The organism is Pseudomonas sp. MF6394 (assembly GCF_002018845.1).
GTDB classification, from domain to species: Bacteria; Pseudomonadota; Gammaproteobacteria; order Pseudomonadales; family Pseudomonadaceae; genus Aquipseudomonas; species Aquipseudomonas lactis.
In genome coordinates, this window is record NZ_MVOJ01000003.1 from 286,233 (window position 1) to 306,848 (window position 20,616).

At 60.8% G+C, this 20,616-nt stretch carries 20 protein-coding genes and 1 pseudogene; 8 read left to right on the top strand and 13 right to left on the bottom strand.

Translation table 11 applies throughout. The features are described from left to right. Positions 1 to 45 precede the first annotated feature (45 nt). The 5 genes from MF6394_RS05800 to MF6394_RS05820 all read right to left on the bottom strand — a co-directional run bounded on the left by MF6394_RS05800 (position 46) and on the right by MF6394_RS05820 (position 4,542). Positions 46 to 426 carry a RidA family protein gene (locus MF6394_RS05800; protein WP_003176922.1) on the bottom strand — a complete coding sequence of 127 codons (381 nt, stop codon included), beginning with the start codon at positions 424 to 426 and terminating at the stop codon, positions 46 to 48. 24 nt (positions 427 to 450) lie between these two features. Then, positions 451 to 2,556 carry a bifunctional GTP diphosphokinase/guanosine-3',5'-bis pyrophosphate 3'-pyrophosphohydrolase gene (spoT, locus tag MF6394_RS05805; RefSeq protein ID WP_003195510.1) on the bottom strand — a complete coding sequence of 702 codons (2,106 nt, stop codon included), beginning with the start codon at positions 2,554 to 2,556 and terminating at the stop codon, positions 451 to 453. A 60-nt stretch (positions 2,557 to 2,616) separates the two neighbouring features. Next, the gene (gene rpoZ / locus MF6394_RS05810; RefSeq protein WP_003195508.1) at positions 2,617 to 2,880 is read right to left on the bottom strand and encodes a DNA-directed RNA polymerase subunit omega; all 264 of its coding nucleotides are present in this window, start codon (positions 2,878 to 2,880) and stop codon (positions 2,617 to 2,619) included. A gap of 167 nt (positions 2,881 to 3,047) precedes the next feature. After that, positions 3,048 to 3,668, bottom strand: a complete 621-nt coding sequence (gmk, locus tag MF6394_RS05815) for a guanylate kinase (RefSeq protein ID WP_003195506.1) — start codon at positions 3,666 to 3,668, stop codon at positions 3,048 to 3,050. A gap of 10 nt (positions 3,669 to 3,678) precedes the next feature. After that, positions 3,679 to 4,542, bottom strand: a complete 864-nt coding sequence (locus MF6394_RS05820) for a YicC/YloC family endoribonuclease (RefSeq protein WP_003195504.1) — start codon at positions 4,540 to 4,542, stop codon at positions 3,679 to 3,681. Positions 4,543 to 4,829: 287 nt separating this feature from the next. Between MF6394_RS05820 and rph the strand changes: the two genes are divergently transcribed. Together rph and MF6394_RS05830 are read left to right on the top strand one after the other, a co-directional pair. Continuing rightward, positions 4,830 to 5,552: a ribonuclease PH gene (gene rph, locus MF6394_RS05825; RefSeq protein WP_078466322.1), complete on the top strand. Its 723-nt coding sequence runs from the start codon at positions 4,830 to 4,832 to the stop codon at positions 5,550 to 5,552. A 22-nt stretch (positions 5,553 to 5,574) separates the two neighbouring features. Next, entirely contained in the window at positions 5,575 to 5,943 is a 369-nt protein-coding gene (locus MF6394_RS05830; RefSeq protein ID WP_044269858.1) for a DUF4870 domain-containing protein, read from the top strand. 59 nt (positions 5,944 to 6,002) lie between these two features. On the opposite strand, the gene MF6394_RS05835 is transcribed toward MF6394_RS05830, so the two are convergent. Continuing rightward, positions 6,003 to 6,782, bottom strand: a complete 780-nt coding sequence (locus MF6394_RS05835; RefSeq protein WP_003195493.1) for an exodeoxyribonuclease III — start codon at positions 6,780 to 6,782, stop codon at positions 6,003 to 6,005. A gap of 82 nt (positions 6,783 to 6,864) precedes the next feature. Here MF6394_RS05835 and pyrE point away from each other — a divergent pair, with 82 nt between their 5' ends. Then, positions 6,865 to 7,509: an orotate phosphoribosyltransferase gene (gene pyrE / locus MF6394_RS05840; RefSeq protein WP_003195489.1), complete on the top strand. Its 645-nt coding sequence runs from the start codon at positions 6,865 to 6,867 to the stop codon at positions 7,507 to 7,509. 197 nt (positions 7,510 to 7,706) lie between these two features. On the opposite strand, the gene argB is transcribed toward pyrE, so the two are convergent. The 4 genes and pseudogenes from argB to coaBC form a co-directional block, all read right to left on the bottom strand. Then, complete coding sequence (argB, locus tag MF6394_RS05845; RefSeq protein ID WP_032894535.1) at positions 7,707 to 8,612, bottom strand: acetylglutamate kinase; 906 nt, start codon at positions 8,610 to 8,612, stop codon at positions 7,707 to 7,709. Between the two features lie 19 nt (positions 8,613 to 8,631). Next, positions 8,632 to 10,038, bottom strand: a pseudogene (locus MF6394_RS05850) (phosphomannomutase/phosphoglucomutase); the annotation flags it as partial. Between the two features lie 254 nt (positions 10,039 to 10,292). Beyond that, complete coding sequence (gene dut / locus MF6394_RS05860) at positions 10,293 to 10,748, bottom strand: dUTP diphosphatase (RefSeq protein WP_003195482.1); 456 nt, start codon at positions 10,746 to 10,748, stop codon at positions 10,293 to 10,295. Between the two features lie 5 nt (positions 10,749 to 10,753). After that, positions 10,754 to 11,962: a bifunctional phosphopantothenoylcysteine decarboxylase/phosphopantothenate--cysteine ligase CoaBC gene (gene coaBC / locus MF6394_RS05865; RefSeq protein WP_003195481.1), complete on the bottom strand. Its 1,209-nt coding sequence runs from the start codon at positions 11,960 to 11,962 to the stop codon at positions 10,754 to 10,756. A gap of 142 nt (positions 11,963 to 12,104) precedes the next feature. Here coaBC and radC point away from each other — a divergent pair, with 142 nt between their 5' ends. After that, complete coding sequence (gene radC, locus MF6394_RS05870) at positions 12,105 to 12,779, top strand: RadC family protein (RefSeq protein WP_047712074.1); 675 nt, start codon at positions 12,105 to 12,107, stop codon at positions 12,777 to 12,779. 127 nt (positions 12,780 to 12,906) lie between these two features. On the opposite strand, the gene MF6394_RS05875 is transcribed toward radC, so the two are convergent. Further along, positions 12,907 to 14,499: an ABC transporter substrate-binding protein gene (locus MF6394_RS05875; protein WP_044269851.1), complete on the bottom strand. Its 1,593-nt coding sequence runs from the start codon at positions 14,497 to 14,499 to the stop codon at positions 12,907 to 12,909. A 457-nt stretch (positions 14,500 to 14,956) separates the two neighbouring features. Here MF6394_RS05875 and rpmB point away from each other — a divergent pair, with 457 nt between their 5' ends. Continuing rightward, positions 14,957 to 15,190, top strand: a complete 234-nt coding sequence (gene rpmB, locus MF6394_RS05880; protein WP_003176907.1) for a 50S ribosomal protein L28 — start codon at positions 14,957 to 14,959, stop codon at positions 15,188 to 15,190. Positions 15,191 to 15,201: 11 nt separating this feature from the next. Then, positions 15,202 to 15,357 (top strand): 50S ribosomal protein L33, encoded by a 156-nt coding sequence (gene rpmG, locus MF6394_RS05885; RefSeq protein ID WP_003176906.1) that lies wholly within the window; start codon positions 15,202 to 15,204, stop codon positions 15,355 to 15,357. A gap of 71 nt (positions 15,358 to 15,428) precedes the next feature. On the opposite strand, the gene MF6394_RS05890 is transcribed toward rpmG, so the two are convergent. After that, complete coding sequence (locus MF6394_RS05890; protein ID WP_014720478.1) at positions 15,429 to 15,791, bottom strand: cupin domain-containing protein; 363 nt, start codon at positions 15,789 to 15,791, stop codon at positions 15,429 to 15,431. A 230-nt stretch (positions 15,792 to 16,021) separates the two neighbouring features. On the opposite strand from MF6394_RS05890, the gene MF6394_RS05895 reads away from it, so the two are divergent. After that, positions 16,022 to 17,515 carry an aldehyde dehydrogenase gene (locus MF6394_RS05895; RefSeq protein WP_003195472.1) on the top strand — a complete coding sequence of 498 codons (1,494 nt, stop codon included), beginning with the start codon at positions 16,022 to 16,024 and terminating at the stop codon, positions 17,513 to 17,515. A 159-nt stretch (positions 17,516 to 17,674) separates the two neighbouring features. Further along, complete coding sequence (locus MF6394_RS05900; RefSeq protein WP_069557957.1) at positions 17,675 to 18,817, top strand: MFS transporter; 1,143 nt, start codon at positions 17,675 to 17,677, stop codon at positions 18,815 to 18,817. Positions 18,818 to 18,940: 123 nt separating this feature from the next. Here the strand turns inward: MF6394_RS05900 and MF6394_RS05905 are convergent, their stop codons facing one another. Continuing rightward, positions 18,941 to 20,437, bottom strand: coding sequence for a phospholipase D family protein (locus MF6394_RS05905; RefSeq protein WP_228391054.1), 1,497 nt, complete (start codon positions 20,435 to 20,437; stop codon positions 18,941 to 18,943). Between the last annotated feature and the right edge of the window lie 179 nt (positions 20,438 to 20,616).

Sequence of the window (20,616 nt, forward strand, 5' to 3'; positions counted from 1 at the left end):
TCTGAAACGAAGTCGGCGCAGCCTGTTGGAGCTGCGCCGGGTGTTTTACTCGATGACCAGAATGGCGTCCATCTCAACCTGTGCGCCCTTTGGCAAGGCGGCAACGCCGATGGCGGCGCGGGCTGGGTAAGGTTGTTCGAAGTACTTGCCCATGATCTCGTTGACCTTGGCGAAGTGGCTGAGGTCGGTGAGGAAGATGTTCAGCTTGACGATGTCCTTGAACGAACCACCGGCAGCTTCAGCCACGGACTTGAGGTTTTCAAAGACCTGTACGGTCTGGGCTTCGAAGCCTTCAACCAGTTCCATGGTCTTTGGGTCCAGCGGGATCTGGCCGGACATGTAGACGGTGTTGCCCGCCTTGATCGCCTGGGAATAAGTGCCGATGGCAGCTGGAGCTTTATCGCTGGTGATAACTGTCTTGGTCATGAATGACTCCTTGTAATGGATCGGTTATGCACGCATGCGGGTGATGCGGATCACACCGGTCAAGGCGCGCAGTTTTTTGATCACGCGGGCCAGGTGCACGCGGTCGTGCACGCTGACCACCAGTTGGACCACGCTGATGCGACCATCGCGTTCGTCCATGCTGATTTTCTCGATATTGCCGTCGGCGGCGTTGACGCTGCTGGCCAGCAGGGCGATCAGGCCGCGCTGGTGTTCCAACTCCACCCGCAGCTCGACATTGAATTCGCCGGTGACATCCTTGGCCCACGAGAGCTGGATGCATTTTTCCGGGTTGTGGCGGATTTCGGTGATGTTGCGGCAGTTGTCCAGGTGCACCACCATGCCTTTGCCTGCAGACAAGTGGCCGACAATCGGGTCGCCCGGGATCGGCGTGCAACATTTGGCGTAGCTGAGTACCAGGCCCTCGGTGCCGCGAATCGCCAGCGGGCCTTCAGGGCTCGGCAGCTGTTCGCCTTCGCCCAGCAGGCGGCGCGCAACCACGTAGGCCATGCGGTTGCCCAGGCCGATATCTTCCAGCAGGTCTTCGATGGTTTCCTGGCGGTACTCGTGGAGCATCGCTTGCACGCGCTCTTGCGGGATCTTGTCCAGGGCGCTGTCGAAGCCGTTGAGTACCTTGTTCAGCAGGCGTTCGCCCAGGCTGATGGACTCGGAGCGGCGCTGCAATTTGAGGGCGTGGCGAATATGCGTACGCGCCTTGCCGGTGACCACGAAGTTGAGCCAGGCCGGGTTCGGGCGAGCGCCCGGTGCGCTGACGATCTCCACCGTGGAGCCGCTTTGCAGCGGTTCGGACAGCGGGGCCAGGCGCCGGTTGATGCGACAGGCGATGCAACTGTTACCGACATCGGTGTGCACCGCGTAGGCAAAGTCGACCGCCGTGGAGCCTTTGGGCAGCTCCATGATCCGGCCTTTGGGCGTGAACACGTAGACCTCGTCCGGGAACAGGTCGATCTTCACGCTTTCGATAAATTCCAGGGAGTTACCGGCACGTTGCTGCATTTCCAGCACGCCCTTGACCCATTGGCGTGCACGGGCATGGGTGCCTTTGGGCTGTTCGTCGCCGCTGGACTTGTACAGCCAATGGGCGGCGATGCCGTTGTTGGCCATCTCTTCCATTTCGCGGGTGCGGATCTGGATCTCGATCGGCACCCCGTGCATGCCAAACAGGGTGGTATGCAGCGACTGGTAGCCGTTGGCCTTGGGAATTGCGATGTAGTCCTTGAAGCGGCCCGGCAGCGGCTTGTACAAATTATGTACAGCGCCCAGCACGCGGTAGCAGGTATCGACCTTGTCGACGATGATCCGGAACGCATACACGTCCATGATCTCGTTGAAGGCCCGACGCTTGCCGCGCATCTTCTTGTAGATGCCGTAGATGTGCTTCTGCCGTCCGCTGACCTCGCCCTCGATCTCGTCGATCGCCAGGCAATGGCTCAGGGACTCTTCGATCTTGTTGACGATTTCCTTGCGGTTGCCCCGTGCGCGCTTGACCGCCTGGTAGATGCGCGCCGAGCGCATGGGGTGCATGGCTTTAAAGCCAAGGTCTTCGAATTCGATACGAATGGCGTGCATGCCCAGCCGGTTGGCGATGGGCGCATAGATTTCCAGGGTTTCCTTGGCGATGCGCCGGCGTTTTTCGCCGGACAGCACTTCCAGCGTGCGCATGTTGTGCAGCCGGTCGGCCAGCTTGACCAGGATCACCCGAATGTCTCGGGCCATGGCCATGGCCATCTTCTGGAAGTTTTCCGCCTGGGCTTCGGCCTTGGTCTCGAAGTTCATCTGGGTCAGCTTGCTGACCCCATCGACCAGTTCGGCCACGGTTTCGCCAAATTGCGCACTGAGCGCTTCCTTGGCAATGCCGGTGTCTTCGATCACGTCATGCAGCATCGCGGCCATCAGGCTCTGATGGTCCATGTGCATGTCGGCAAGAATATTGGCCACCGCAAGAGGATGGGTGACATACGCCTCACCGCTACGGCGGCGTTGGCCGTCGTGGGCTTGTTCGGCGTAGAAATACGCTCGGCGAACCAGGTTGACCTGGTCGGCGCCGAGGTAGGCCGATAAGCGATCGGCGAGGGCGTCTATGCTCGGCAAAGTGTGAACTCCTGCCGATGGCTGTGACCCCGCGCCGTGCTACGTCGACCAGGCATAGGCTTAGACGTCCTCGTTGGACTCGCCTTCGAACGCTGCAAACAGCGGTTCGTCTTCAACGATTTCGGCGTTGGCGATGAACTCGTAGCTCATCAGGCCTTCAGCGATTTCACGCAGGGCTACAACGGTAGGCTTGTCGTTTTCCCACTGGACCAGGGGCTCTTTGCCGCCAGTGGCCAGTTGACGGGCACGCTTGGTAGAGAGCATGACCAGCTCAAAGCGGTTATCCACGTGTTCTAGGCAGTCTTCAACGGTTACGCGGGCCATGGTATTCCTCGGAGCGAATGCAAGATGCGCGCTGCCCGGTTGGGCGAGCGGACTGAGCAGTTTAAAAAATCACCAGCGTTTAGGGAAGCGCTGATTTTTCGCAGGCCTTCGCAAAACCGCTACAAGTGCCAATGTAAGGCCCTTGCAGCCGTTTTGGGAAGAGCCAATCAGCCGAGCAATTCGGCGAGTAATTTGCCGAAACGTTGCTGTTGGCGCTTTTGCTGCAGTTGGTTGGCGCGGAAAATCGCCTTCAAATCGTCCAGTGCGTGGGCAAAGTCGTCATTGATGATCAGGTAGTCGTAGTCGACGTAGTGGCTCATTTCGCTGACGGCCTCACGCATGCGGCCCTCGATGATCTCATCGCTGTCCTGGCCGCGGTTGGTCAGGCGCTGGTGCAGGGCTTGGAGCGAGGGCGGCAGGATGAAGATGGAGCGCGCCTTGGGCATCAGCTGGCGCACTTGCTCGGCGCCCTGCCAGTCGATTTCCAGGATCAGGTCGTGGCCTTCGTCCAGGGTCTGTTGCAGGTGGCTTTGCGAGGTGCCATAGAGGTTGCCGAACACTTCGGCGCGCTCCAGGAAGTCACCATGCTCGATCATCTTGACGAACTCGGTACGCTCTACGAAGTGATAGTGCACGCCGTCCACTTCGCCCGGGCGCATGGCGCGGGTGGTGTGGGAGACCGAAATGCGGATCTGCTCGTCGGCGTCGGTCAAAGCCTTGACCAGGCTGCTTTTGCCCGCGCCCGAAGGGGCGGAAATGATGTAAAGGGTGCCGGTGCTGTGGGTCATGGAGGGTGCCTTACTCAATGTTCTGTACTTGTTCGCGCATTTGCTCGATCAACACTTTGAGGTTGACCGCCGCCGTGGTGCTGCGCGGGTCGAACGCCTTGGAGCCCAGTGTATTGGCTTCGCGGTTGAGTTCCTGCATCAGGAAGTCCAGGCGCCGACCGGCGGCACCGCCCGACTTGAGTACGCGGCGCACTTCAAGGATATGGGTGCTCAGGCGGTCGAGTTCTTCGGCCACGTCGCTCTTCTGCGCGAGCAGGACCATTTCCTGTTCCAGGCGCGTCGGGTCGAGGTCGGCTTTCATGTCGGTAAAGCGGTCGAGGACCTTCTGGCGCTGGGTGGCGAGCATCTGCGGTACCAGTTCGCGCAGGGTCACCACGTCGGCTTCGATCGACGTCAGCCGCTCGTTGATCAGGCGCGCCAGCTCGGCGCCTTCGCGCTCGCGGCCGGCCTTGAGTTCCTTAAGGCCCTGGTTGAACAGGGCGAGGGCTTCGGCATTCAGGGCCTGCGGGTCGGCCGCGTCGGCCACCAGCACGCCGGGCCAGGCCAATACTTCCAGAGGGTTCAATGCGGCCGGCTGCTTGATCAGGCCAGCGATGGTTTCGGCCGCGGCCACCAGTTGGGCGGCGCGGTCGCGGTCAACCTGCAGCGGCTTGCCGGTGGTTTCTTCGGTAAAGCGCAAGGTGCATTCCAGCTTGCCACGGGAGATGCCCTGGCGCAGCGCTTCACGCACCGCTCCTTCGAGGTCGCGGAACGACTCTGGCAGGCGCAGGTGCGGCTCCAGGTAACGGCTGTTGACCGAGCGCAGTTCCCAGCTGAGGGTGCCTTGGGCCCCGGCTTTTTCGACACGGGCGAAGGCGGTCATGCTGTGCACCATGGAGGTACCTCGCGTTGGATAAATAGAAAGTGACCAGGCCGACCTGTAGGAGCGAGCTGGCTGGCGAAGAACGCAAGGGCACCGCGTTGAATCAGGAAGGCCCCGTAATCGTTGACGTTTTTCGCGAGCAGGCTCGCTCCTACCGTCTGGAGGCGCAGGATTGTAGCGCAGTGGGAGGGGGTCGCCCAAACCCGGGCATTGGTAACCGGATTTTTTAGAAGTGCCCCGAACCGGTTCGCGGCTCTATAATGCTCGGCAGTTTTTCGTCCTCAGTACAGGTATCCCCTATGAAACGTCCAAGTGGTCGCGCTGCCGATCAGCTCCGCTCGATCCGCATCACCCGCAACTACACCAAACACGCCGAGGGATCTGTACTGGTCGAGTTTGGCGATACCAAGGTCATCTGCACGGTCAGCGTCGAAAACGGCGTGCCGCGCTTCCTCAAGGGCCAGGGCCAGGGTTGGTTGACCGCTGAATACGGCATGCTGCCGCGCGCCACTGGTGAGCGTAACCAGCGTGAAGCCAGCCGTGGCAAGCAAGGCGGGCGCACCCTGGAAATCCAGCGCCTGATCGGCCGTTCCCTACGTGCCGCTCTGGATATGTCCAAGCTGGGTGACGTCACCCTCTGCGTCGATTGCGACGTGATCCAGGCAGATGGCGGCACCCGCACGGCGTCCATCACCGGCGCCATGGTGGCCCTGGTCGACGCGCTGAAAGTGATCAAAAAACGCGGTGGCCTGAAAGCGGGTGACCCGCTCAAGCAGATGATCGCCGCTGTATCGGTCGGTATGTACCAGGGCGAGCCTGTGCTGGACCTGGACTACCTGGAAGACTCGGCTGCCGAGACCGATCTCAATGTGGTCATGACCAGCACCGGTGGTTTCATCGAAGTGCAGGGCACTGCCGAAGGCGCGCCATTCCAGCCGGCTGAGCTGAACGCCATGCTGGCCTTGGCCCAGAAGGGCATGACCGAAATCTTTGAATTGCAGAACGCCGCGCTGGCTGACTGAGCCGGCCCCAAGGAGAAGCACCATGAATGACAGCCAGTTGCCAGTTCCGGCACCGTCCAAGGAAGTACGCCAGTGGGCAATGTTGTGTCATTTCGCGGCATTCCTGGGGTTGGTATTTCCCTTCGGCAGCCTGCTGGGGCCGTTGATCCTGTGGCAGTTCAAGAAGGACATGGACCCGCTCGTCGATGACCAGGGCAAGGAAGCGCTGAATTTCCAGATCACCGTGGCGATCGCCTGGCTGGTGTGCCTGTTGTTGGGCTTTGTGGTGGTCGGCTTCTTGCTGATGACCGTGCTGGTGATGGGTGCGTTGATTCTGACGATCATCGCCGGTATCAAGGCCAACAAAGGCATTGCCTATCGCTATCCGTGGACCTGGCGCCTGGTCAAGTAACCGAGCGGCCACAAAAAAACCGACATCACTGTCGGTTTTTTTGTGCCTGGAGAATGACCTCAGATGGTCAATGTCCAATCGTAGTCCACGATCAGCGGCGCGTGCTGCGAGAAGCGCGGCTGGCGCGGCAGGCGTGCGCTACGTACGAACCGGCGCAGGCCAGGGGTCAGTAGCTGGTAGTCGAAACGCCAGCCAAGGTTGAGCATCTCGGCCTGTTCGTTATCCGGCCACCAGCTGTACTGGTCGCCTTCGCGGCTGACTTCGCGCAGGGCATCGACATAGCCCATGTTGCCGACAATCTCGTCCATCCAGGCGCGTTCCGGCGCCAGGAAGCCTGGGGATTGCTGGCTGTCGCGCCAGTTCTTGATATCCAGCTTCTGTTGCGCCACGTACAGCGAGCCACAATAAATGTACTCGCGACGTTTGCGTCGCTGTTTATCCAAGTAACGGGCGAAATCGTCCATTAGCTTGAATTTCTGGTTCAAGTCTTCATCGCCGTTCTGCCCGGAAGGAAGCAGCAAGGTCGCGATGCTGACCTTGTCGAAATCGGCTTGCAGGTAACGCCCGTAGCGGTCGGCTGTCTCGAAGCCGAGGCCGCTGATGACCGCCTTGGGTTGCAACCGCGAGTACAAAGCCACGCCACCTTGGGTGGGCACTTCGGCATCGCAGGCATAAAGGAAGTAGCCATCCAGTTGGAAGGCTGGGTCGTCCAGTTCAAAGGCGGAGGCACGGGTGTCCTGCAGGCAGATGACGTCGGCATTCTGTGCTTGCAGCCAACTGAGCAAACCACGCTCGACTGCAGCCTGAATACCATTAACGTTCACACTGATGATCCGCATAAATGGCCCCAAAAATCGCGTGCGTGTATGATACACGCCGTCCACCCAATTAGCTAAATCCGTGGTATCTGAGGCTTTTTTCATGCAGGCGTATCAGCGCGATTTCATTCGTTTTGCCATCGATCGCGGCGTTTTACGCTTCGGTGAGTTCACCCTCAAGTCCGGGCGCACCAGCCCGTACTTCTTCAATGCGGGCCTGTTCAATTCAGGTTCGGCCCTGGCTCAGCTGGGCCGTTTCTATGCGGCAGCCATCGTTGAGAGCGGTATTTCCTTCGACGTACTCTTTGGCCCGGCCTACAAGGGTATTCCCCTGGCTGCGGCGACGGCGGTCGCTCTGGCGGAGCATCACGGGCAGGACCTGCCGTGGTGTTTCAACCGTAAGGAAGCCAAGGCCCATGGTGAAGGCGGCAGCCTGGTCGGCGCGCCATTGACCGGCGATGTGCTGATCATCGATGACGTGATCACCGCCGGCACCGCGATCCGTGAAGTGATGCAGATTATCGCTTCCCAAGACGGCGCCAAGGCTGCCGGCGTGCTGATCGCCCTGAACCGCCAGGAGCGCGGCAACGGTGAGTTGTCGGCCATCCAGGAAGTGGAGCGCGATTTCGGCATTCCGGTGGTGAGCATCGTGTCGTTGAACCAGGTGTTGCAGTTCCTGGAAGATGACCCGCAGCTCAAGCAGCATTTGCCAGCTGTGCGTGCATACCGCGAGCAGTTCGGCGTCTGACGCCGCTCTCCCTGTAGGAGCGAGCTTGTGTGGGAGCGGGCTTGCTCGCGAATACGGTGGGTCAGCAACCTAATCAGTGACTGACACTGCGCATTCGCGAGCAAGCCCGCTCCCACAGTGGATCTCCATTGTCCTCACGCTCTATGCAAAAAAGCCCCGCTCAATTCAATTGAGCGGGGCTTTTTTGTTTGCAGCGATTAAGGCCGCTTGCGGTTACTGATCAGCGTGCCCATACCGGTATCCGTGAAGATTTCCAGCAGTACCGCATTCGGCACGCGGCCATCGATGATCAGCGAGCTGCCGACGCCGCCCTGCACCGCTTCCAGCGCGCAGCGGATCTTGGGCAGCATGCCGCCGTAGATGGTGCCGTCGGCGATCAGGTCGTCCACCTGTTGGGTGGTCAAGCCGGTCAGTACCTTGCCTTCCTTGTCCATCAGGCCGGCGATGTTGGTCAGCAGCATCAGCTTTTCAGCTTTCAACGCTTCCGCCACTTTGCCCGCCACCAGGTCGGCGTTGATGTTGTACGACTCGCCATTGGCGCCCACGCCGATCGGCGCGATCACCGGGATGAAGTCACCCTTGACCAGCAGGTTGAGCAGGTCGGTGTTCACGCCCACCACTTCACCCACCTGGCCGATATCGATGATTTCCGGCTGGGTCATTTCAGGTGTCTTGCGGGTAACGGTGAGCTTTTTCGCACGGATCAGCTCCGCATCCTTGCCGGTCAGGCCGATGGCGCTGCCGCCGTGGCGGTTGATCAGGTTGACGATGTCTTTGTTGACCTGGCCACCGAGGACCATTTCCACCACGTCCATGGTTTGCGCGTCAGTGACGCGCATGCCATCGATGAAGTGACTCTCGATCGACAAACGCTTGAGCAGGTCGCCGATTTGCGGGCCGCCGCCGTGGACGACCACGGGGTTGATCCCCACGGCCTTCATCAGCACGATGTCGCGGGCAAAGCCGGTTTTCAGCTCATCGCTTTCCATGGCATTGCCGCCGTACTTGATCACCAGCGTCTTGCCGACGTAGCGTCGAATATAAGGCAACGCTTCGGACAGGACCTTGGCGGTGTTGGCAGCGGCTTCGCGTTCGAGGGTCATTCAGGGCTCCGGGCAAAAATCAGAACGGTAATTGGAGATCAGGGGCAACACGTTTCAACTGGGCGTGGAACACGTCCTTGATGCGCTGCAACTCCGCTTCGGTATCCGCCTCGAAACGCAGGACCAGCACCGGTGTGGTGTTGGACGCGCGAACCAGGCCCCAGCCTTTGGCGTAATCGACTCGCACACCATCAATGGTGGTCAGGTTGGCGCCTTCACCCCATTGCGCATCGTGCAATGCGTCAATGATGCTGAATTTGCTCTCCTCGGTCACATGGATATTGATCTCAGGCGTAGAAATATCATTCGGGAAGGTCTGAAACAGCTCTTGCGCCGTGGATTTCTCCTTGCTGAGGATCTCCAGCAGACGAGCGGCGCTGTAAATACCGTCGTCAAACCCGAACCAGCGCTCCTTGAAGAAGACGTGGCCGCTCATTTCACCGGCCAACAGCGCGCCGGTTTCCTTCATTTTCTTTTTGATCAACGAGTGACCGGTCTTCCACATTAGCGGGCGACCGCCGTATTCCTTGATCAATGGCGTGAGGCGACGCGTGCATTTCACGTCGAAGATGATCTCGGCGTTGGGGTTGCGCGCCACTACGTCACGGGCGAACAGCATCAGCAGGCGGTCCGGGAACACGATCTCGCCGGTTTCGGTCACCACGCCTACACGGTCGCCGTCGCCATCGAAGGCCAGGCCGACGTCGGCGCCCACTTCCTTGACCTTGGCGATCAGGTCCACCAGGTTTTCCGGCTTGCCTGGGTCTGGGTGATGATTGGGGAAGTTGCCGTCCACTTCGCCGAACAGTGGGATCACTTCGCAGTTCAGGGCTTCGAGCAGTTGCGGGGCAATCACGCCGGCTGCGCCGTTGCCGCAGTCCACCACGACTTTCAGGCGGCGCGCGAGCTTGACGTCACGGGTGATTTCATCGGAGTAGCGCTGGAGGATATCGACCTTAGTGATGCTGCCGGTGCCACTGGTCAGGTCGTTGGTCTTCAGGCGGGTGTGCAGGGCCTGGATCTGTTCATTGGCCAGGGTGTCGCCAGCGATGACGATCTTGAAGCCGTTGTAGTCCGACGGGTTGTGGCTGCCGGTGAGCATGACCCCGGATTTGCCCGCCAGTACGTTGGCGGCGTAGTACAGCGCGGGGGTTGGGACCAGGCCGACGTCGCTGACGTGGCAGCCGCTGTCAGCCAGGCCCTGGATCAGTTGCTCGACCAACTCCGGGCCGGACAAGCGGCCGTCACGGCCTACCGAAACGTTGGGTTCGCCCTGGGCCAGGCTCTGGGAGCCGATGGCGCGGCCGATCCAGTAGGCGGTTTCGGCGGTCAAGGTCTTGGGGACCACGCCACGGATGTCATAGGCGCGAAAAATGCTGTCGGGAAAGGTCGGGGCTACGCGGGCTGCGGTACTCATCGCGGGGGAAACTCCATCTGAAAGGGGGCAAGGCTGGCCTGATGTGGCTGGCCGGCAGGCTCAAACTGAAGGGTATGACGGCGTTTTCGGCAGAGAGTTCGTGGTGTAAAAATGCCATCGGCGCTCTGGCTTTAGCATTATTTTTACGTAGTCCTTTGATTTCATTAGAGAAATCTCGATGATTATTTCCGCGCATTCTTCATCCTGAAAAGCCGGGCGGTGGCGCGTGGCCGGACGATGGCGTCCGGCCACGTTCAGCTTAGTCAGTGACTGCCGGAATGCCCAAAACCGCCTGCGCCGCGTTGGGTTTCGTCAAATTCCTGCACCAATTCAAAATGCGCCTGCACCACCGGCACCAGAACCAGTTGGGCGATGCGCTCGCCGATGGCGATGTTGAAAGCAGTCTGGCCACGGTTCCAGCACGACACCATCAACTCGCCCTGGTAGTCCGAATCGATCAGGCCGACCAGGTTGCCGAGCACGATGCCATGTTTGTGGCCCAGGCCGGAGCGCGGCAGGATCAACGCCGCCAAGCCTGGATCGCCGACATAGATCGACAGGCCAGTAGGAATCAAGATGGTCTGGCCCGGCTCAAGGACGGTGTCCTCCTTGAGCATGGCGCGCAGGTCCAGGCCGGCGGAGCCGGGTGTTGCGTAGGCCGGCAGGGGGAATTCGTTGCCGAGGCGTGGATCGAGGATCTTGGCTTGCAAAGCGTGCATGGAGATTAAACCTGGTTCAGCCGTTGGGCGATAAAAGAGATCAGTTGGCGGGCAATCTTGCCCTTGCTGGTCTGGGCGAAAAGGGTGGCGTGCAGTTCGCGGTCGATCACGCTGCACGCATTTTCCTCGCTGTTGAAGCCGATGCTCGGGTTGGCGACATCATTGGCAACGATCAGGTCGAGGTTTTTGTCTTTCAGTTTGCGTGCGGCGTAGTCCAGCAGGTGCTCGGTCTCGGCAGCGAAGCCGACGCTGAACGGACGGTCTGGACGGGTAGCGATGGTGGCCAGGATGTCTGGATTACGCACCATTTGCAGGAGCAGGCCGTCGCCGCTCGTAGGGTCTTTCTTGAGCTTCTGCGGGGCGACGACTTCCGGGCGGTAATCCGCAACCGCTGCCGAGGCGATAAACAGGTCGCAGGGAATGGCAGCTTCGCAGGCCGCCAACATGTCCCGGGCGCTGACTACGTCGATTCGCGTGACGCGATCAGGGGTTGGCAAATGCACGGGGCCTGTGATCAGCGTGACCCGTGCGCCTGCCTCGACCGCGGCTTCTGCCAACGCAAAGCCCATTTTTCCTGAGCTATGGTTGGTGATGTAGCGCACCGGGTCGATGTTTTCCTGGGTTGGGCCGGCGGTGATCAGCACGTGCTTGCCGGTCAGGGCCAGGTGCTGGAAGCACTCGGCGGCGCATTGCGCGAGGTCGGTGGCTTCGAGCATGCGGCCCAGGCCGACGTCGCCGCAGGCCTGGCTGCCGGACGCCGGGCCGAACACCTTGAGGCCGCGGGTTTGCAGGAGTTGGGTATTGGCCTGGGTGGCCGGGTCGCGCCACATGGCCTGGTTCATGGCCGGTGCGATAGCGACGGTGGCGTCGGTGGCCAATACCAGGGTGGTGAGCAGGTCATCGGCAATGCCCTGGGCCAGACGGGCGATCAGGTCGGCGGTGGCCGGGGCGATCAGCACCAGGTCGGCCCATTTGGCCAGTTCGATATGGCCCATGGCGGCTTCTGCTGCCGGGTCCAGCAGGTCGAGGTGAACCGGGTGGCCGGACAGGGCCTGCATGGTCAGCGGGGTGATGAACTCGCTACCACCACGGGTCATGACCACGCGCACTTCGGCGCCCTGGTCCAGGAGCCTGCGAACCAACTCTGCGCTCTTGTAGGCGGCAATGCCGCCGCCGACGCCGAGAACGATGCGTTTCCGATACAGACGCTGCATTGGTTTGCCTTTCCAGTTCAGTGATGCCAGTTCAGTGACGCCTGCGATGACCCCTCCCCAGGTGAAATCGCCGGCAAAAAAGAGGGCCCTACGATAACACAGCGCCCGCCGGGCAACAGCGGAGCAGATACAGGGAGGTGGGATGAGTATTCGTGATTGGCCCGTGGCGGAGCGTCCGCGGGAGAAGTTATTGGACGGTGGCGCGGCGAGCCTGTCCGATGCCGAGCTGTTGGCGATCTTCCTGCGTACGGGAGTTGCCGGCCGAAGTGCAGTCGACTTGGCGCGCCATCTGTTGGCGCAATTCGGTGGCCTGCGCCCGTTATTGGAGGCCAGCCAGACGCTGTTCAGCCAGCATCTGGGGCTGGGGCCGGCGAAGTTCGCTCAACTGCAGGCGGTGCTGGAAATGTCCCGGCGCCACCTGGCCGAGCGCTTGCGGGCTGACTCGGTGCTGGAGAGCCCGTTGGCCGTGCGCGAGTACCTCAAGGCGCTGCTGCGCCATGAGCCCCATGAGATCTTCGGCTGCCTGTTCCTGGACTCAAAGCATCGGGTGCTGGGGTTCGAGGTCATGTCCCAGGGCACCATCGACGCTGCGATTGTCTATCCGCGACAAGTGGTCAAGCGCGCCTTGGCGTACAACGCGGCGGCGTTGATCCTGTGTCACAACCACCCGTCGGGGAGCGCGGAGCCCAGCGCGGCTGATCGAAAATTGACCAAATTGCTGCAAAAGGCGCTGGATGTGGTGGATGTGCGTGTGCTGGACCACATCATCGTGGGCGATGGTGATCCGTTGTCGATGGCTGAATACGGTTGGCTGTAATAACCCCGCCTCTGTCTGTAGGAGCGAGCTTGCTCGCGAAAAACTTGAGAACCCCGCGGGGCGTCAGGCTTGCCGCGTCATCGTTGTCGATTTTCGCGAGCAAGCTCGCTCCTACAGGTGGTGGGGCTTAGGGCTTGAGGCTGACCTTCGAGTAGTCCTGGCGGCCGAACGGGCTTACCTGGTACCCATCGATGTTCTTGCGGGTCAAGGCAAACGCCGTTGGGTGCGCCAGCGGTAACCACAGCGCTTGTTGCTGGATCTGCGCCTGGGCCTGTTGATACAGCTTGCTGCGCACACCTTGCTCGCTGGTGGTTTTGCCGGCACTGATCAACTTATCCAGGGTGGGGTCGCAATAGCGGGCGAAGTTGGTACCGGACTTCACCGCAGCGCAGGAGAACTGCGGCGTCAGGAAGTTATCCGGGTCGCCGTTGTCGCCGGCCCAGCCCATGAACAGCAAGTCGTGCTCGCCGGCCTTGGCGCGGCGGATCAACTCGCCCCATTCGATCACGCGAATCTCGGCCTGGATGCCAACCTTGGCCAGGTCGGCCTGCAACAGTTGGGCGCCGAGGTTCGGGTTGGGGTTGAGCAGGCTGCCGGTAGGGCGTGTCCATATCGTAGTCTTGAAGCCGTCCTTGAGCCCGGCGCGGCCCAGCAGCGCCTTGGCTTTGGTGAGGTCCTGCGGGTAGCCTGGCAACTCTTTGGCATAGCTCCAGGTGTTCGGCGGGTAGACACCGTTGGCCGCTTCGGCGGTGCCTTCGAACACGGCCTTGAGGTAGCTGCCCTTATCAAAGGCCAGGTTGATTGCCTGGCGTACTTCGGGCTTGTCCAGCGGCGGGTGCTGGCTGTTGATGGCGACGAATGCGGTCATGAACGCAGCGGTTTTCTCGACTTTCAGTGCCGGGTCCTTTTCCGCTTCGCCCACATCCAGGGGCTTGGGCGACAGGGCGATCTGGCACTCATCGCGGTGCAGCTTCTGCAGGCGTACGTTGGCGTCCGGGGTGATGGCGAAAATCAGGTTATCCACCGCCGGTTTGCCGGCGAAGTAGTCCGGGTTGGCCTTGTAACGCACCACGGCGTCTTTCTGGAAACGCACGAACACAAACGGGCCGGTACCGATGGGCTGGCTGTTGAGCTTCTCGGGTGTGCCGGCCTTGAGCAATTTGTCGGCATATTCGGCCGGGTAGATCGAGGCAAAGCCCATGCTCAGTGCCGGCAGGAAGGTGGAGTCGGCGTGGTCGAGGGTGAAGCGCACGGTCAGCGGGTCAAGGGCGTCGATTTTCTTGACCAGTGTGGGCAATTGCAGGGATTGGGCGTGAGGAAAACCGCTCTGGGCGATCTTGTGCCACGGGTTGGCCGGGTCGAGCATGCGCTCGAAGCTGAAACGCACGTCTTCGGCGGTCAAGGTGCGGCTAGGGCTGAAATAGCTGGTGCGATGAAATTTCACATCGGGGTGCAGCTTGAAGGTGTACGTGAGCCCATCGGGCGACACTTCCCAGCTGTCTGCAAGGCTGGGTACCAACTTGCCACTGGCCGCGTCGAATTCCACCAGGCGGTTCATCAGCACATCGGCCGAGGCGTTGGTGGTGGTCAGCGAATTGTACTGCACCACATCGAACCCTTCGGGGCTGGCCTCGGTGCAAACGCTCAAATTGGTGGCGGCAACGGCCACTGGCGCAATAAAGAGAGGGGCAAGCAATAGCGGTAGGGCAGCGAGGCGCATATTCGGTTTCCTGTGCAGATCGAAGGCCCATCTGCGAGTGCAGTCTGGAAAAAGCCTACCGTAGAGGTCTGATTGATAAATGACTAGCCCATTTTTGCCTGTGCTTTTGGCCAAAATGCTGTTTTGATGGCGCCTGCGCGTGTTGCGCCGTGCACTTCCCTGTGACCGCAGGCGTTGTAAATCATTCTGTGCGACGAGCGGTCGGCTGTTACAGCGGCCCATCCTGGCAGCGGTTCAGGCGCTTGTGGTCACGATTTACGCTGCTAAAAGTACACAGGTTGTTGTTGCACTGGGGTCTTTCTGGTATAAAGCAGCGCTCTTTTCTAGGGGCCCGGTTCCTTCACTGTAGGTGTAGCCGGTAAGACCCTAAAGAAACGCGGCGCCTGGCGCCAAATGACTGAGAGATTAAGCGGCCAACCCATGCCGGGTTGGGCATGTGGTTTTAGAGGGCTGAGGCATGTCGAGAGTCTGTCAAGTTACCGGTAAGGGTCCGGTGACTGGGAATAACATTTCCCACGCAAATAACAAAACCCGTCGTCGTTTCCTGCCGAACCTGCAGCATCACCGCTTCTGGGTTGAAGAAGAGAAACGTTTTGTTCGCCTGCGTGTATCTGCTAAAGGCATGCGTATTATCGACAAGCGTGGCATCACTGTCGTGCTGGCCGAAATCCGTGCCGCTGGCAAGATCTAAGGAGCTCTATCATGCGTGAATTGATTCGAATGATCTCTAGCGCCGGTACTGGTCACTTCTACACTACCGACAAGAACAAGCGTACTACCCCGGACAAGCTCGAAAAGAAAATGTTCGACCCGCGCGTTCGCAAGCACGTGATCTACAAAGAAGGCAAAATCAAGTAATTGATTTTCTTCCTTGTGAAAAAAAGCCCGTATCTCACGATGCGGGCTTTTTTTTGCCTGGAGTTTGGTGATCAGGCTTTCTCTTCGAACACCACGTAGATCTTGCGGCACGCTTCCAGCACTTCCCAGGTACCGCTGAAACCGGCAGGGATCACAAAGCGGTCGCCGGCCCGCAGGGTCTTGGCATTCCCCTCGGCATCGCGCAACACCGACACGCCTTGCACGATCTCGCAGTACTCATGCTCGGTGTAGTTGACTTTCCACTGGCCCACTTCACCTTCCCAGACGCCGGCGTTCATCTGGCCGCATGGGCTGTTGTAGTGGTTGTAGAGTGTCTGCTCGGGATCGCCCTTGAGGATTTTCTCGGCGGCAGGGCGGTAACGTTCGGGGGCGGTGTTGGCTTGGCTGAAATCGACGATGTCCTGGATGCTCATGTGCATTTCCCGTCTGGCCTGCGGTTGGAGAGCCCAAAGTCTATGTTTATTAAAATGAACATCGCAAGGGCGTTTGCCACCGTTATGTCAAATATATTGAAACATCCCCAGCCGCTGGTTTAGGGTGGCAGCTGCCTTGAGCCGAACCGCAGGCTGGTCGGGCAAGCATTCGTGATGGCGCCGGGATAAACCTCCCAGGCCCTTGTATTCAATAAGAGGAGGACACTCGCATGACCACCCTGACCCGTGCCGACTGGGAACAACGCGCCAAGGCTCTGAAGATCGAAGGCCGCGCCTATATCAATGGCGAATACACCGCCGCCGTTTCCGGCGACACCTTCGAATGCATCAGCCCGGTGGATGGACGCTTGCTGGCCACTGTCGCCAGCTGTGATGCCAGCGACGCCCAGCGCGCCGTAGAAAATGCGCGTGCCACTTTCAATTCCGGCGTGTGGTCGCGCCTGGCGCCGGCCAAGCGCAAGTCCGTCATGATCCGTTTCGCCGCGCTGCTCAAGGCCAACGCCGAAGAGCTGGCGCTGCTCGAAACCCTGGACATGGGCAAGCCCATCAGCGACTCCCTGAACATCGACGTCCCCGGCGCGGCGCAAGCCCTGAGCTGGAGCGGCGAGGCGATCGACAAGATCTACGACGAAGTCGCCGCCACGCCTCACGATCAACTGGGCCTGGTGACCCGCGAGCCCGTCGGCGTCGTTGGCGCCATCGTGCCGTGGAACTTCCCGTTGATGATGGCCTGCTGGAAGCTCGGCCCGGCGCTGTCCACCGGTAACTCTGTCATCCTGAAGCCGTCCGAAAAATCCCCGCTGACTGCCATCCGCATTGCCGCGTTGGCCGTTGAGGCTGGTATTCCAAAAGGCGTGTTCAACGTGCTGCCTGGCTATGGCCACACCGTGGGTAACGCCCTGGCGGTGCATATGGACGTCGACACCCTGGTGTTCACGGGCTCCACCAAGATCGCCAAGCAACTGTTGATCCGCTCCGGCGAGTCGAACATGAAGCGTGTCTGGCTGGAAGCCGGTGGCAAGAGCCCGAACATCGTGTTTGCCGATGCGCCGAACCTGCAAGCGGCCGCCGAATCCGCCGCCAGCGCCATTGCCTTCAACCAGGGCGAAGTCTGCACCGCTGGCTCGCGCCTGCTGGTCGAGCGTTCGATCAAGGACACCTTCCTGCCGCTGGTGATCGAGGCCCTCAAGGGCTGGAAGCCTGGCAACCCGCTCGACCCAGCCACCACGGTCGGTGCCTTGGTGGATACGCAGCAGATGAACACCGTGCTGTCGTACATTGAAGCCGGCCACGCCGACGGCGCCAAGCTGGTCGCAGGTGGCAAGCGCACCCTGGAAGAGTCCGGCGGCACCTACGTCGAGCCGACGATTTTCGACGGCGTGACCAATGCCATGAAGATCGCCCAGGAAGAGATCTTTGGCCCAGTCCTGTCGGTGATCACTTTCGACAGCGCCGAAGAGGCCATCGCCATCGCCAACGACACCCAATACGGCCTGGCCGCAGCGGTGTGGACGGCGGATATCTCCAAGGCACACCTGACGGCCAAGGCTCTGCGTGCCGGTAGCGTGTGGGTTAACCAGTACGACGGCGGCGACATGACCGCACCGTTCGGTGGTTTCAAGCAGTCGGGTAATGGCCGCGACAAGTCGCTGCATGCGTTCGACAAGTACACCGAACTGAAAGCGACCTGGATCAAGCTCTAAGCAACACCGCTGATCCCCCTGTAGGAGCGAGCTTGCTCGCGAAGAACCTGAAGGCGCCGCGTTTATCCAGCATGAACGCGTCATCGTTAACGTTTTTCGCGAGCAAGCTCGCTCCTACAGTTCGTTTTGCAAACCAGAATTATCCACAGGAGCGTGGCAATGCGTTGGGCGACTTATTTCGCCGTGCTGGCCTCGGTACTCAGCGTTGGCCTGGCCCTGGGGGTCAGTATGCCGTTGGTATCCCTGCGCCTGGAAGGCTGGGGTTATGGCAGTTTCGCCATTGGCGTGATGGCGGCGATGCCGGCGTTCGGCGTGCTGCTGGGGGCCAAGATCTCCAGCCGCATGGCGTCCTGGCTCGGCACTGCCAACCTGATGCGCCTGTGCCTGTGGGCTGGTGCGGTGTCCATCGGCTTGCTGGCGATCCTGCCCAGCTACCCGGTGTGGCTGGTGCTCAGGCTGATGATCGGGGTGATCCTGACCATCGTATTCATCCTTGGCGAAAGCTGGATCAACCAACTGGTGGTCGAACAGTGGCGTGGCCGGCTGGTGGCGCTGTATGGCTGCAGTTATGCCTTGAGCCAGCTGTCGGGACCGTTGCTGCTGGGCCTGATTGGCACCGACCATGACTACGGCTTCTGGGTCGGCGCGGGCCTTTTGGTGGTGGCGCCGCTGCTGTTGCTGGGACGCACCGGGGCGCCGACGGCGGATTCGTTCAGCGTGACGTTTGGCGACCTGTGGCGCTTTTGCCTGGGCCTGCCAGCGATTGCCTGGGCCGTGGCGTTGTTCGCTGCCTTCGAAGCGATGATTCTGACGTTGTTGCCGGTGTACTGCCTGCAACAGGGTTTTACCGCCGAGATCGCCTTGGCGATGGTCAGTACGGTGGTGGTGGGCGATGCGTTGCTGCAATTGCCCATTGGCGCACTGGCCGACTACCTGCCGCGACGGACCCTGTTCCTGGCCTGTGCGCTGCTGTTGCTGGCGTCGAGCCTGGCGGTGCCGGTATTGATGCACACGTTGCTGATCTGGCCGGTGTGGGTGGTGTTCGGTGCGAGTGCCGGTGGGTTGTTTACCTTGTCGCTGATTTTGATTGGCGAGCGCTACCGCGACGATGCGTTGGTGCGTGCTAACGCTCACGTGGCGCAGCTGTGGGGCATTGGCTGCCTGATCGGGCCGCTAGTGGCGGGAGCGGGCAGCCAGTGGATCAGCGGGCATGCGCTGCCGCTGCTGATGGCGGCTGGGGCGTTGGGGTTGGTGGTGCTGTTGCTGCGCCAAGGTGCATTCGGTGCCGCGCAGCCGGCCTGACCTCGAAATGCAACCCATTGTAGGAGCGAGCTTGCTCGCGAAAAACCGGAGGGCGCCGCGTTAAACCAGATGCGCTGCGTTATCGTTGGCGTTTTCGCGAGCAAGCTCGCTCCTACAGGGTTTTTAGAGCATGCGTTCCAGGCCAACACTGGTGGCGAACCAGGCGTTGAACCGCCGCCACCAACTGCCCGGTTCGCGGGTCAGGGTGTGCATCTGGCCGTTGTCTTCTGTCACCCACACCAACTGGCCGTCCTGCAGTTTGGCCTCATAGCTCAACGCTGGCGCCATACCTTGCAGCGCGAGGTTGCGTACGTGTTCGGCCAGCTCGGGGCTGTCCACCAGTACGCCGACTTCGGTGTTCCACAGCACTGAGCGCGGGTCGAAATTGAATGAGCCGATAAACGACTTTTCTCGATCAAAAATCATCGCCTTGCTGTGCAGGCTGGAGTCCGAGCCGCGCCAGCTGCCATGCCGAAACAGGCGCGGGCCGCTGCTTGCGCTGGGGTCGCCGGGTTGCCTGCGCAGTTCATAGAGCTTCACCCCGTGCTCCAGCAACGCCTTGCGATACGGTGCGTAACCACCATGCACGGCCGGCACGTCGGTGGCTTCGAGGGCGTTGGTCAGCAGGCGCACCGAAACACCCGCATCGGCGCGCCCTGTAAGGTAGACCAGCCCAGGTTGGCCCGGCACGAAGTAAGCCGAAATCATGATCAGTTCATGGCTGACCCCCGCAAGCTCTGGCGCCAGCTGAGTGGTCAGCAGCAGTCGTGGGTCGGGGTCGGCCTTGGCCAGTACCTTGCTCGGTGCGTCCCACAGCGCCTGGTTCCAGGCCCAGATCAACTCGCGGCGCCAGATGTCCATGCGGGGTTGGGTCTGGTACGTGCGCAGGCGGTTATACAGCGCGTGGTTCTGCTGACGGGATTGGGCGAGGGAGGCCTCAAGGCGCCCGCGGGCGACGGCGAGGTCGACCTTGGAGGGTTTGTTCGAGACAAAGTCATCGATCGGCTTGCTCAGGGCGCTGTTCCAGTACTGGTCGAAGCTGTGACCCAATTGCTCGGCCACCGGCCCGACGCTGAGCATGTCGATGTCGGTGAAATTCAGATTGGGTTCGGCGTCGAAATACTCGTCGCCCAGGTTGCGCCCGCCCACGATGGCCACGCTGTTATCGGCCAGCCACAGTTTGTTATGCATGCGCCGGTGTTGCAGTGACAGGTTGAATACCCGGCCCATGGCGCGTGTAACGCCGGTGCTGCGCCCTAGGTGCAGCGGGTTGAACAGGCGTATCTGCACCTTGGGGTGGGCGGCGAGGGTGGCAATGATCTGGTCGAGGCCATCGCTGGTGGTGTCGTCCAACAGAATGCGCACGCGCACGCCGCGGTCGGCGGCTTTGAGCAGTTCGTCCACGAGCATGCGTGTGCTGATGCCGTCGTGCACGATGTAGTACTGCAAGTCGAGGCTGGTCTGGGCGTTGCGGATCAACTCGGCGCGCGCCATGAAGGCCTCACTGCTGTTGGGCAGCAAGCGAAAGCCCGAGCGCCCTTGGTAGGGGGCGGCCTGGGCCTGGATCGAGCGACCGAACGACGATTGCGCGGCCGGCAGAGCCTGGCTTGGTTGGCGCATGGATTCAACGTTGGCGCAGCCGACCAGAGGCAGCGCAAGTACCAAAGCCAGTAGAAGGGGCAGGCTAAGTCTCAAAGTGCGGTGCCTCGGGTGGGGGGACGTTGCTGCATGGTACGGAATCGGACCACAGCAAGCTCGAAAGATCCCACATGCGATTTGTGGAGCCGATTACTAGGAAG